Raw genomic sequence first — 12,760 nt, 5'->3', positions numbered from 1 at the left:
TGGAATGGCATTTGGTGGACCAGGTGGTTTCTTTGATTTTATTAGTGAGGTCCCATTATTTTTTATAATACTTGGTGTATTACTTATCTTGTTTGTATTAGGGGTATTAATTTATATAACGATTAAGAGCTTGTATATTTGGATGTCGAATAACGCTGCTGAAATTGTCCAAAAGAGCTGTAAAGTGGTTGATAAGAGGACTGAAATATGGGGCGGCGGAGATGATTCAAGTACCAACACGAACTACTACATTACTTTTGAATTCGAGGATGATAGTTCCCGTATTGAGCTTTATGTTAAATACAACCATTATGGATTAATATCTGTTGGTGATCGCGGGACGCTAACCTATCAAGGAACCAGATTCAAAGATTTTCATCGAAGAATAGAGTCGAGAAATGTAAGGTTTATTTGATATGTTGATATTCAATAGATTAGATTTTATAAGGCAAACTTCTTTTAATTAAGAGGTTTGTTTTCTTTTTTTATTGGAGGAGATGATGAGAATTTTTAAATGACTGGAGTATAATGGTATAATCTGAAATACATACCACATGATGGGGTGATTCTTTAATTTCATGGGAACCATTACGGGTTTAGGAACGAAAGTCGGAACGGAGCCGATAATAATGGCTGGCTCATGTGTGCTGGTTTTTAATTCTTTAGGACATCTATTACTTCAAAGACAGAACGAAAATCTCGATTGGAGCCTTATTGAAGGTGTTATGGAGCCAGGAGAATCTTTGGAAGAGACCGCAGCTAGAGGGTTATTTAAGGAAACCGGATTAAGAGCTAAAACGTATCAGTTAGTGACAGTTCTATCGGGTAATGCTACGAATGATGAGTATCCCCATGAAGATGTGTACAATGTAAGGGCTATTTTTGTGGCCAAGGAAGTAGAAGGTGAACTCCATAATCATGTTGACCAAGGCATCGAATGTAAGTTTTTTTGCCTTGAAACGGCTCTACCCAATTTGAACCCCTCAACAGAATATGTACTAAAGAAGACGGGATACTTATAACAGTAACCAAAAACAGGAGGTCCAGCATTTTGAGAACGACACTGGATAGATTTTATTCACATGTATTGTTCGATTTGGATGGAACTTTGACAGATCCGAAGCTTGGGATAACGAAGTCAGTGCAATATGCTCTGCATAAATTCGGGATTGAAGTGAATGATTTGGATCAATTGAACTCTTTTATCGGGCCACCTCTAATGCTTTCCTTTCGGGATTTGTATGGTTTCACAGAAGGTGATGCGAATCAGGCCATTCGTTATTACAGAGAGTATTTTCAAGACCAAGGTATGTACGAGAATGAATTGTATAATGGAATGATAGAATTGTTGAGTTTATTGAAAAAGCAGAATCGGACGCTAGTGGTCGCGACTTCCAAACCAACCGTTTTTACTGAGCAGATATTATCTTATTTTCATATGGATTCTTTTTTTGATGTTGTATGTGGAAGTGAATTGGATGGTACACGGTCTGATAAAGCAGAAATCATCCATTATATTCTAGAACATCAGCAGATCGGTAATGATGCCGCCGTTATGATTGGTGATCGGAAATTTGACATTATCGGTGCAAATCATCAAGGTGTTGATGCAATCGCCGTAGGGTATGGATATGGTAGCAAGAATGAACTGATGGAAAGCAGCCCTAAATATTATGTTGAATCAGTTGAGGAGCTGTACGCTTTATTTATATGAAACGATGAGGATGATAAGGGAATGTTGAACAACGATCAGGTACGGCTAATCCAAGAGCATGAATTACAGGGCTTATTACATCTGTATAAGTATTTACAGCCTGATGACTCTGAGCTGAATACTACAGACGTACAGATAATATCGCTTTGGCGTGAAATGCTTGATGACCCCAAAATGAAAATCATTGTTCTTGAGCAGGACGGACAAAAAAGAGGCCATTCATATAGCGGAACAGAGTAACTGTTATAAAGTGATGCTAATGACAAGTTCTAAAAAAGAAGAGACCTTGAGGTTTTACGAGGCATGTGGGCTAGAGAAGGGGAAAAAGACGGGATTTATCAAATATTTTGGAGGATAGGAAATGATTAGTAAACATAACGCGGAGCATTACATTTGGGGTGAGCGTTGTGATGGATGGCGTCTAGTTGATCAAGAGAATAGAAGCATTATTCATGAGAAGATGCCCGCAGCAACAAGTGAGGCAAGACATTATCATCAGAAATCCATTCAGTTTTTCTTTGTATTGTCTGGCACGCTAAACATCGAAATTGATGGGGTGGAGCACACCCTTAGAGAACAAGAAGGGATTGAAATTTCACCTTTTGTTGCTCATAGAGCATTTAATTCCTCGCAGCAGGATACAGAGTTTTTAGTAATTTCACAACCTAATACTAGAAATGATAGAGTTTTGGTAAATTAGAAATGTGAGAAGTTTGCTTAAAGAAACGGGATTTCACGAAGTAGTTGTGATTGAACAAAGTAAGTGGCTATATGTTTATGGTCACAAAAGATAACTGTCGTATACCGTACTGTCTAACTGAACATCATTTGGTGAAGCCATGATACTCATTTATAATAATATAAGGACAATTATAATCTCACCTGAACAGGAGGAGCAGAGATGCTTGTAGTAACGAACACGATTCGAATTAAAGCCGGTCATGGAAAACAGGTGGCTGCTCGTTTTGCAGAGTCTAAAGGGGTTCAGCAAATGCCTGGATTTATTCGTTTGGAAGTATGGCTTGGCGAAGGTAAAGATGGAGAAGAAGAATTGAAAGTGTCTACCCTGTGGGAGAACGAAGAGTCATTCCGAGGCTGGACTTCGAGTGAAGCATTCCGGGAATCTCATCGTGGGGGCGGGGAGACGAAAGAATTTATGCTAGGAGCGTCACTAAATAAATACGAATTGGTTGTATCTCACTCAGTTTCTTAAGTATAGCTGAGGCTATGAATTAGATGAAGCAGTACATTCAGTGTTGAATGGGCTGCTTCATCCCTTATGACAGAAGTACGGAGATGAATCGTTATGATGACCAATCTGATCATCGTATTCGTGTTAACGATGGTTATACATACGGCTGAGACTTTATCCTAACTTAAACCTTCGGCAATTCAGGTATCTGGGCATTTCCAAAAGGTTTATTTTTCTGAATGTTTTGGTTACCGCAATATACACCGTTGGCGTTCTTTCTTCACTATATGCGGCACACCTCTTGCCACACTTAAGTACAACAGCTTCACAAGCCTCTGGCCTAATTAACGGGATTGCTACTATTCTGTTAACTATTTTTATTGATCCTCAATTAGGTCTTATCACTGATCAAGCGATCCATCAAGATCAATCCAAACCTCTGTTAGGAAAAATATATGTTCTATTAATGATTTCTCGATTTTTTGGTACTATGCTGGCTCAAGTCATTATAGTTCCAGCTGCTTATTTTATTGGTATGGCTGTACAAATATTATCTGGATAGATCTGAGGAGGCTGAGGATGATTGATACGTGTTAAAATGAGTTTTGCTGAGTTTCGTACGTTGGATAAGCAAAGCATAAGCTGGCAATGTGTGCAACCGTTAACGATGCAAGTACGAGGACAAAATTTTGAAGTAAAGAAGGCATTGGTTGATCAATTAAATGAGGCCCAATTATCTACATTTATGTTCTACGTCTATCATAATCATATTGGGTCCGCGGCAGAGCTATATTGGTTCACTCAGTATTACATTACTGATATTAAGGCTTGGCCCGCTATCAAGGCTGGCGTACGCTTTTATAGTGACCAGGTAATGTCTGATATATTGGAAGAAGCTGAAGGGATTGTTGTACAACGAAACCGGAAGGAGGATGGAAGCTGGTGTGAAGCAAAGCCTTCTGATTTGGAGCAGGATGAAGGTCTGTCTCAGGCGATTCAAGCGGTTTACGACAAATATGTAACTGCGTCTCCGCGCCTCATCGAGATAATGAATGCCTATGTGAGTCAGCATTTAAATGAATTTATTGAACTGGTCTAGCAACTGCTTCATGGAGGCTGAGGGGGTCTGAGGATGAATCAGGAATATAGAAATAGAATAGATCGAGTGATTACATATATTGAGGAGCATTTTTCGCAAAAGCTCACACTGGATGATCTGGCTGGGATCGCAAGCTTTTCCAAGTATCATTTTTCCAGGATTTTCACCTCGATTATCGGTGTAACTCCGGTCGTGTTTTTGACTCGAATACGTTTAGAGAAAGCTGTATCTTATTTAGGCAATTCAGATCTCGCCATTCTGCAGATATCTCTGCTTTGTGGCTTTGAATCCCTGTCCAGCTTTAATGCCGCCTTTAAAAAGTACTTTAACTCAACTCCTTCCGAGATTAGAAATGACTTGATTAAGAATTGCAATTATAGCAATTACTCATTAGTTGATCGCAATAAAAACGAAGAAGCAGCGAATCCAAATCGATATGCTGAAGGAAGTAACAATAACTTTCTGAGGAGGATTTGGAATATGAAAATTTCGATTCATGAACTGCCAAATTATGAGGTAGCCTATGTAAGACACGTCGGTAGCTATTTGGACACTTATCATGCATGGGGTAAAATAGGTGAGTGGGCCGCAAAAAACGGGCTGTTTTCACCTGATCAGTATTTTATTGGAACTTCTCTGGATGATCCATCGACCGTCGATGAATTTGAATGTCGATATGATGCATGTGTAACGCTACCGCCTGGCTTTCGAAAAGAGTATAATACTGGTGAAAACAATTCGGACCACCTCGGAGATATTGAATTTGCAACATTACCGGGAGGAACTTATGCACTGTATTCATTCTACGATAAGGCAGATCAACTAGCGATTGCTTATTCGAGCTTATTCGGTCAATGGCTGCCAAACAGTCAGTACGATCCAGATGATAGATATTGTCTTGAATTTTGCATGAATGATCCGGCAACTGATCCAGAGGGGAAATGCAAGATTGATTTATATGTACCGATCAGGGAGCATGGATAAGGAGATACAACAATTTGAATTAGAGATCCTATTGGATGAGGAGAGGAGAGAGATCATGCTGAAAGCTTTTATTTTTGATATGGATGGTGTCATCATTGACAGTGAACCGCTCCACTATGAGGTAGACATAGAGACGATGAATTATTTTGGACATGTTATAGAGCACGAGCAGCTTGATAAATATGTGGGCATGACGAACCCTGAGATGTGGAAATCGATTAGAGTAGAGTATCAGGTAATGCAGAGTGTGGAAGAAATTATTGAATATCAGCTTGCCCGTAAAATTAGTGGTCTTCGTTTACTAGATATCGAGCCTATTGAAGGTATCAGGGAGCTTATTCAGAATATTAAAAATAGGGAATTGTTAGTTGGTATTGCTTCCTCCTCTCCTAGAATATTCATAGAGGAAGTTGTTTCTAAGTTCGGGATTGCTGAACATTTTGATTGCATTGTGAGCGGTGAGGAAGTGGCAAAAGGTAAACCGGCGCCGGATGTATACCTCGAAGCAGCCCTTCAACTTGGAGTAGAGCCTCAGGATTGCCTCGTGCTTGAAGATTCCCGTAATGGCATAATAGCTGCCAAAGCAGCGGGGATGGGATGTATAGGCTATGTGAATCTAAACTCTGGCAATCAGGATCTGTCACAGGCCGATGAAGTTGTTAAGAAAATATCAGATATTAAATTGGAAAATTGGGTTTAAGCATTTAGAAAGGCAGCTGACAGTTATGCCGCATATCGTTGGGGATAGAATTACTTTACGGGAATACCGGAAGGAAGATACTGGCTGAATCGTTCAGCTATTATCGGAATCGTGATTGGGCGCAAGAATTTGCTCGGACAGGGCTACGGCAGAGAAGCTCTCTCCCTTCTGCAGAAATTTGCTTTTGAAACGTTGAACCTAAACCGTCTTGAGCTGGAGGTTTATGATTTTAACGAGAGAGGTCGTCGATGTTACGCCAGCTGCGGTTTTAAGGAAGAAGGACGGCTGCGGCAAAAAATGTTCAAAAACGGCAAATACTGCGATGTCATTGTAATGAGCGTTTTAGCAGAAGAGTATCGGGCTAACCAAAAATAGTTGTGTAGTAGCATGGCGGAATTCCGTATATTACGGTTTTCCGCCTTTTTATTGTCCTTCAAGCAGTTTTTGCAGTTTCATTTCCGTTGATGATTTGTCTACCGGCGTATAGATGCTTAATCTCAAGTCTGCATCACCCTGTGCCTGAAGGGATAACAGATTAAAGAGCATTTTACCAGCCTTGGCATGGCGAAATTCTATCATAACCTCAGGTGCAGCACTGACTTCACTCTGATTCCATAGGCCTTTAAAATCAGGATAATTGTGCTCCATATGTGAAATGAACTCCGAATACCAAGGATCAGCGACATATTGTCCGTAATAGGCGCGAAAGATCGCAAGAAACCCTTTGACGAAATGTGCCCAATTCACTGCAAGAGCGCGAAATTCCTTTTTCGTAAAAAGAAGAGAGATCATATTTCGTTCTTGTTCAGGAATTTGCCGAAAATCGATAAATACATGGCATGCTGCTTCGTTCCAGCCAACAATGTTGCAATGACGATCTGAAATAATGGTCGGGCAATATTTAAGCTCCTGCAATATTTTAAGCATGGAAGGGCTGATCACGGTAGGTTCTTTAACCGCAAAATTTGGATGAAAAGCGTTGTCTAACGCGAGGTCAAACAGATATTTTCTCTCGTCGCTGTTCAGTTTAAGAGCTCCTGATATGGCATCCAATACAGAAGCGGATACTTTAATGTCTCGTCCCTGCTCAAGCCATGTATACCAACTAGTACTAACCCCTGCCAATTGAGCGATTTCCTCTCTGCGTAAACCAGGAGTTCGGCGGCGGGAACCGACGGGCATTCCTACACTTTGGGGATCAATTTTGGCACGATGAGTTTTTAAAAAGTCTGATAGCGCCTTTAGTCTTGGCTCTTGCTTCATGCTTACCTCCAAAGAGAAATTAGACATTAAGATCTGGTCCTAAATATCATTATAAAGGGATTAAATTTAAATATCATATTACTCCTTATCCTAGTATAACTGAAAACTGGTAATAGGATAACTTGAGGGTAGAATATAGGAAAACGTATTTTTAATACTTGGTACTAAAAGAAGGAGGAATCATGATGCAGAGAGTTGTGATTACTGGCAGGGGGATTGCATCCCCGCTAGGCAATGAAATTGAACTGTTCTGGAACAGCTTGAAGGAAGGGAAATCAGGAATTACAATTATCGATTTATTTGACGTCTCGGAATTCGGAACCAAAATCGCAGGATTGGTTCGCAGCTTTGATGCTGAAGCACTTTTTGGACGGAAGGATGCACGGAAGATGGATCGATTTTGCCAATTTGGGCTTTACGCGGCTAAGAAGGCTGTTGAAGATGCTGAGCTTCCATTGGACAGAATCGATCGGGAACGCTTTGGTGTATATGTCGGTACAGGAATTGGCGGTATTGGGACGCTTACAGATAATTATGACGCATATCTTAAACGTGGGCCTGGTCGAGTAAGTCCTAGCTTGGTGCCTATGATGATCTCGAATATGGCGGCTGCACAAATCAGCATCCATTTTGGCGCTTTAGGTCCGACTTTATCTCCAGTTACAGCTTGCTCGATTGGAAATACTGCAATTGGAGAAGCGTTTCGGATGATCCGAACCGGAGAAGCCGATGTAATCATTGCCGGAGGAACCGAAGCAGCAATCCATCCATTGTCGTTGGCAAGCTTTGGCAATGCTACTGCATTGTCTAGACGCAATGATGCCCCGGAGCAGGCAAGCCGACCATTTGATGCAACGCGTGACGGTTTTGTTATGGGGGAAGGCGCAGGAATTGTAGTCATGGAATCATTGGATCATGCCCTGGCAAGAGGAGCAAACATTCACGGTGAAGTGATCGGATACGGGGCGAGCTCAGATGCGTATCATATTGTTGCTTCTCATCCGGAAGGAGACGGGGCGCTTTTAGCGATGAAAAGAGCGATTCATTCGGCAGGTATTTCCCCTCACGATATCGATGTAGTGAGCGCTCATGCTACAAGCACCGAGGTAGGAGATCTCGCGGAGACGAAAGCGTTAAAAAGGTTATTCGGAGATCATGCGCCGAGGGTGCCAATTACCGCAAACAAATCGATGCTTGGTCATATGTTCGGTGCGTCAGGAGGGGCTGAGGCTATCGCTTTGGTTGAGTCTCTAAAGGAGGGGATTATCCCGCCAACGATTAATTTGGAACATCCCGATCCAGCTTGTGATCTCGATTATGTTCCGAATACAGCGAGGAAAGCAGATCTCGAAATCGGCTTGTCTAATTCTTTTGGATTCGGCGGTCATAACGCGGCTATTATTCTGAAGAAATATAGCGAGTAATAAATATTCCAGGCTACAGCAACCTTCCAAACTCTGGCAACGTCATTATGATATGGGGCATTTGGAAAGCGAAAAAAATAAAAATGACCCTAAATAATGAGAGCTATGGGGGCTGATTTTATGAACAAATGGGGGAATTGGCTGGTAGTAAGCATGATTTTTCTTTTAGTACTGAGTGGGTGTGGAAGCGCGAAAGACAATAGTAATAGTGCACCTATGGCCAACAGCTCCAGTACTAGCGATTTTGCGTCAGATACAGGTACAAGTGAGAGCGCAAAAGAGGAGTCTACAGAACAAGTTAAGTTTGATAGTGCATCCGCAAATACAACTGAAGCTTTACCAAGCTCTGAATCAAAAGGTGGAAATTTCATAACGAGTACGGGCTTCAGCGCAGCTGACAGTATTGCCGGACTGAATAAGAAACTGATTTATACAGCCAACGTTACGATGGAGGTCAAAGACTATGGTAAGGCACAATCCGATATTCGTAATTTGGTTACATTAGCAGGTGGATATATAGTAGAGTTCTCCGAAGGTTTCTCTCACAACGAAAAAGGGGGTGATTTTACAATTAAAGTGCCTGCCAGCGGATTTTCCACCTTTTTGGATCGATTGGAGAAATTTGATCATGAAGACATGCAGCGCAGCATTCAAGGTCAGGACGTCTCCGAGGAATACGTTGATCTAGAGTCGCGTCTTAAAGTAAAGCTGGCGATGGAAGAAAGATATTTGAAGTTTTTAAATGAGGCTACCAAGACAGATCAGATCGTGGAGTTCGTTAATGAACTTGAACGAATTCAGACTGAAATTGAGCAAATTCGGGGGAGAATGCGATTTATCGATAATAGTGTATCCTTCTCAACCATTGAGATTCGGTTATATCAACCAGATACCATAATTCTTACTGAGAAGACGAATGCCTCTCTGTTCGAACGAGCTAAGGATGCATTAAGTGGAAGTATGAATGTGATTAGTATATTTTTCCAATGGATTGTCATTGTATTATCTGCAGCTCTTCCGATCCTATTAATCACAGGTGTAGCTTTTGGTATCGTATGGGTGCTTCGAAGAAGAAAAAATAGGGGTAAGTCATCTAATGAATAATGTATTATTCTAAAATTGAGACTTTAAAAATACTTTGATCTATGATAACCTGAATCTAGTAATTAAGAACCATCCAATTGTTATCTAATAAAGAAATATATACATCCATAGAACTTATACGACAATGGCAAAACTGTCGAAAGACAGTGACGCAAAGCTAAAGGGCCTTCCTCTTAGTCAGAGATGGTAGCCAGTTACCGAAAGGGGTTTTATATGTGCGTAGATTTATTATTGTTGTAATTGCGTTCATGACACTATTGCCATGGATTACTGGAGCTAATTCTGCTTATGCGGCGGATAGCAAGGATTGGTTGGATTTAGGGAACATTGATAATGGCTCTGTTAGCATTCAATATAAAGTCAATCCTGATTTGAAGACAAAGCTGTTAGTTGTGAAGGGCGAAGAGCAATATACCTATAATTTATTAGCTGACAGTGAGGATAATACATTCTCTCTTCAGCTTGGTAATGGTGATTACACGATAAGTCTACTGGAACAAACGAGTGGAAATAAATATCGATTGGTCCATAAGGAAACTGTGAATCTGAATCTTAAAGACAGCTCAATTGTTTTCCTTAATTCTGTACAAAATGTAAGCTGGAACGATTCCAGCAAAGCAGTTCTTAAAGCGAAAGAGCTCACTCAAAATAAGACAACAGATGCTGAAAAAGTAAAAGCTATTTACGACTTCGTAATTAGCAATATCAAATACGATAATCAACTGGCAGTAAAATCACCAAATGATTATATACCGCAAATCGAGCGTACATTTATTACGAAAAAAGATATCTGCTATGGATATTCTGCACTTTTTGCAGCTATGCTGCGGAGTGTCGATATTCCTGCCAAGCTTGTCATGGGGAACACGGAATATGTAACCACTTATCATGCTTGGAATGAGGTTTACCTGAACGGCTCGTGGGTGATTATCGATACAACGGTTGACTCAGGATGGAAAGGTACTACAACTGCTTTTGAAATGATAAAAGAAGCTTCGAAATACACACCTGCTAGACAATATTAATAGGGATTTAGGTCTGTGAGCCTTGAACTTTACCAGTTCGAGGCTTATTTTTTTTATTGTAATGCCGATTATATAATAAGATATATTAGATAATAATTATTTAAAGGAGTGCCGAAATGAAAGTCATTCTGGTTGATGACGAGAGGTTAGCATTGGAATACTTAGAGCGTCAACTTCTTAAATTTGACAATATTGAGATTGTAGGTCTTTTCTCTGATCCGCTTGTAGCGAGAGAAGAAATACTTCGCAAGGATGTAGATGCTGTTTTTTTAGATATAAGTTTGCCTGAAATCAATGGAATTGAACTTGCTGATCAATTACTTGGGTTCAAACCTCAGTTGAATATCGTATTTGTAACAGCATATAACGAATATGCGATAAAAGCCTTTGAACTTAATGCAATTGATTATATCGTGAAGCCAACTAGAGCTGAACGACTAACAAAAACCGTAGATCGGATTCGAAAGTTACAGCATTCGATCGTGGAGGATGAAGCTGTTGAAGAGGATCATGATCTTCGTCTGCATCTATTAAAGCAAGTTTCGGTAGAGTTGCCTAAGGGTCAATTTACTCTTTTGCAGTGGAGAACTTCGAAAGCACAGGAGCTTTTTTTATTTTTGCTGCAGCATCGGGGACAGCTTGTGCGTAAATCCGTACTTATTGATCTATTATGGCCTGAATATGAATCTGACAAAGTGTACTCTCAATTGTATACAGCGGTCTATCATATCCGGAAGACTTTACAGCCTTATGGTGAAAGATTTCAAATCTCCAATACGACTGAAGGGTATATACTTAACATGAATAATGTCATTCTGGATATAGTGGAATGGGAGGACAAGCTTACCCAACTGCCGCGCATTAATGAGGAATTTATAGATGAATATGTAGAAACTATGAAGCTGTATACTGGTGATTACTTGCAGGAGTTTGACTATTGGTGGACTGAAAGTGAACGCCAGCGCCTCAAAGGAATGTGGTTGTTTACGTCCTACTCCATTGCGGATTGGTATCAACAACAGCAGCTTATTGATCAAGCGATCATATGTTATGTTAATATTTGCAATCAATACCCGCTTGAGGAAGAGGCACATTTTTCACTAATGAAAATGTACGCAAGTATGGATCGTCATTCAATGGTTGAAAGACAGTTCAATTTACTTTTGAATTCATTACAAGAAGAAGTAAGTGTTTCTCCAAGCAATCACATAAGCGAGTGGTATGAGCTTTGGGCGAAGAAAACTACTATGCAAAATTAATAAAACCAGGATTAACAGGAAGAGGCTGTCCCAAAAGTTATGTAATATAACTTTGAGGGACGCTTCTTGTTTAGCAGTGGAAAGGCAAGATATCAGGAAAAGGATGCAAAAATGCAGTTTTTTAAAAGCAGCCATGAAAGGATGAACAAAAGCTTGCAAAAATGCAGGAATAGGGTTCAGAATAGACTAGTTTGAAGAGAATCCTTAGAGAAAGCCTGCACATTTGCAGCAATTTAGGGCATTTAGGGGCTTTACATAAACAAAGCCTGCACATATGCAGGAATTTCAGGAATTCCGCATCATGACACTATTACACATGAGATACGGTCATAGAATATGTGGCGGATCAAGCGGTGCAGGGGTCGTCTTCCTTGCACCGCTATTTCTAGTTTTGACAGTAAACCTACTTTTGGGATAGCCCCTCAGTTGAGAACAATTGTACAGAAATTGTATAGGTGTTCTGATTATATTTAAGTTAGATTGTGAAGAATGGGGGATTTCAGGTGTCATGATTATACTCAGAAACTTCGGTGATTTATCCAAAGGAATTGATGTGAGCACGTATGAGGAAATTGAACTGAGCAAAGAACATAAGCAACAGTACTGCAGAGGTTTTTATATAGATTATCAAGAGAATAAGATTGGAATAATTGCGACGGTCAATGGACCGCTATTTTTTTATAACGATAATTTATTCCCGCTGCAGAACAGTAATTTTGATTGTTACATTCAACAATATCGTGATAAAAATATATTTTATTTTTCATGGAACGGTACTATAAAATATAAAATTTCCTATTACCGCTTGCTTTATCGTGAGGGAGGAAAATGGGAGGATGACCGGGTTAATGATTTTTTTGCCTGGTTATCCAACGCTGTGAAGAAGAAAAAGTTCTATGCTTTCTACACACTTCATGAGCAGTCTTCAGCTTGTAGAGAATTTGTATAGTCAGATAGAATAATCTATTCTTGTTGTTTTTGGTGAATTTTGGTCTA

General features: G+C 40.1%; 16 protein-coding genes, 1 pseudogene and 1 riboswitch. Of the genes and pseudogenes, 16 read left to right on the top strand and 1 reads right to left on the bottom strand.

All coding sequences use genetic code 11. The features are described from left to right. The first annotated feature begins 4 nt into the window (after positions 1–4). The 11 genes and pseudogenes from BLS49_RS14755 to BLS49_RS14705 form a co-directional block, all read left to right on the top strand. Positions 5–415, top strand: a complete 411-nt coding sequence (locus BLS49_RS14755) for a DUF2500 domain-containing protein (RefSeq protein ID WP_091231925.1) — start codon at positions 5–7, stop codon at positions 413–415. A gap of 163 nt (positions 416–578) precedes the next feature. After that, on the top strand, positions 579–1,022 hold the full coding sequence (locus BLS49_RS14750) for an NUDIX domain-containing protein (RefSeq protein ID WP_091231921.1): 444 nt from the start codon (positions 579–581) through the stop codon (positions 1,020–1,022). Between the two features lie 29 nt (positions 1,023–1,051). Beyond that, positions 1,052–1,714 (top strand): HAD family hydrolase, encoded by a 663-nt coding sequence (locus BLS49_RS14745; protein WP_245742451.1) that lies wholly within the window; start codon positions 1,052–1,054, stop codon positions 1,712–1,714. A 21-nt stretch (positions 1,715–1,735) separates the two neighbouring features. Further along, complete coding sequence (locus tag BLS49_RS25350) at positions 1,736–1,954, top strand: hypothetical protein (protein ID WP_245742449.1); 219 nt, start codon at positions 1,736–1,738, stop codon at positions 1,952–1,954. Positions 1,955–2,075: 121 nt separating this feature from the next. Then, positions 2,076–2,414: a cupin domain-containing protein gene (locus BLS49_RS14735; protein WP_091231920.1), complete on the top strand. Its 339-nt coding sequence runs from the start codon at positions 2,076–2,078 to the stop codon at positions 2,412–2,414. Positions 2,415–2,615: 201 nt separating this feature from the next. Then, positions 2,616–2,927, top strand: a complete 312-nt coding sequence (locus BLS49_RS14730; RefSeq protein WP_091231917.1) for an antibiotic biosynthesis monooxygenase — start codon at positions 2,616–2,618, stop codon at positions 2,925–2,927. A 139-nt stretch (positions 2,928–3,066) separates the two neighbouring features. Next, the gene (locus BLS49_RS14725; protein ID WP_091231915.1) at positions 3,067–3,468 is read left to right on the top strand and encodes a lipid II flippase family protein; all 402 of its coding nucleotides are present in this window, start codon (positions 3,067–3,069) and stop codon (positions 3,466–3,468) included. 21 nt (positions 3,469–3,489) lie between these two features. Next, the gene (locus BLS49_RS14720) at positions 3,490–4,005 is read left to right on the top strand and encodes a hypothetical protein (protein ID WP_091231913.1); all 516 of its coding nucleotides are present in this window, start codon (positions 3,490–3,492) and stop codon (positions 4,003–4,005) included. 33 nt (positions 4,006–4,038) lie between these two features. Beyond that, a complete protein-coding gene (locus BLS49_RS14715; protein ID WP_091231910.1) occupies positions 4,039–4,989 on the top strand; it encodes an AraC family transcriptional regulator in 951 nt (316 codons plus the stop codon). Between the two features lie 55 nt (positions 4,990–5,044). Continuing rightward, positions 5,045–5,689 carry an HAD family hydrolase gene (locus BLS49_RS14710; protein WP_091232127.1) on the top strand — a complete coding sequence of 215 codons (645 nt, stop codon included), beginning with the start codon at positions 5,045–5,047 and terminating at the stop codon, positions 5,687–5,689. 81 nt (positions 5,690–5,770) lie between these two features. Then, positions 5,771–6,064, top strand: a pseudogene (locus tag BLS49_RS14705) (GNAT family N-acetyltransferase); the annotation flags it as partial. A gap of 48 nt (positions 6,065–6,112) precedes the next feature. On the opposite strand, the gene BLS49_RS14700 reads toward BLS49_RS14705, so the two are convergent. After that, entirely contained in the window at positions 6,113–6,952 is an 840-nt protein-coding gene (locus tag BLS49_RS14700) for a helix-turn-helix transcriptional regulator (RefSeq protein WP_091231907.1), read from the bottom strand. Positions 6,953–7,137: 185 nt separating this feature from the next. Between BLS49_RS14700 and fabF the strand changes: the two genes are divergently transcribed. The 5 genes from fabF (at position 7,138) to BLS49_RS14675 (ending at position 12,713) form a co-directional block, all read left to right on the top strand. Next, positions 7,138–8,376 carry a beta-ketoacyl-ACP synthase II gene (fabF, locus tag BLS49_RS14695; protein WP_091231903.1) on the top strand — a complete coding sequence of 413 codons (1,239 nt, stop codon included), beginning with the start codon at positions 7,138–7,140 and terminating at the stop codon, positions 8,374–8,376. A 120-nt stretch (positions 8,377–8,496) separates the two neighbouring features. After that, positions 8,497–9,480: a DUF4349 domain-containing protein gene (locus tag BLS49_RS14690; RefSeq protein WP_175471422.1), complete on the top strand. Its 984-nt coding sequence runs from the start codon at positions 8,497–8,499 to the stop codon at positions 9,478–9,480. Between the two features lie 116 nt (positions 9,481–9,596). Further along, a riboswitch (cyclic di-GMP riboswitch) is annotated at positions 9,597–9,682 on the top strand. A gap of 13 nt (positions 9,683–9,695) precedes the next feature. Beyond that, positions 9,696–10,505: a transglutaminase-like domain-containing protein gene (locus tag BLS49_RS14685; RefSeq protein WP_139173142.1), complete on the top strand. Its 810-nt coding sequence runs from the start codon at positions 9,696–9,698 to the stop codon at positions 10,503–10,505. A gap of 116 nt (positions 10,506–10,621) precedes the next feature. After that, complete coding sequence (locus BLS49_RS14680; RefSeq protein WP_091231897.1) at positions 10,622–11,764, top strand: response regulator; 1,143 nt, start codon at positions 10,622–10,624, stop codon at positions 11,762–11,764. A gap of 508 nt (positions 11,765–12,272) precedes the next feature. Continuing rightward, positions 12,273–12,713, top strand: coding sequence for a hypothetical protein (locus BLS49_RS14675; RefSeq protein WP_091231894.1), 441 nt, complete (start codon positions 12,273–12,275; stop codon positions 12,711–12,713). Positions 12,714–12,760 lie beyond the last annotated feature (47 nt).

The organism is Fontibacillus panacisegetis (genome assembly GCF_900102215.1).
In the GTDB taxonomy this organism is placed as follows: Bacteria; Bacillota; Bacilli; order Paenibacillales; family Paenibacillaceae; genus Fontibacillus; species Fontibacillus panacisegetis.
Note: the sequence above shows the minus strand (reverse complement) of the source record. Positions and strands in the feature narration are given on the sequence as shown.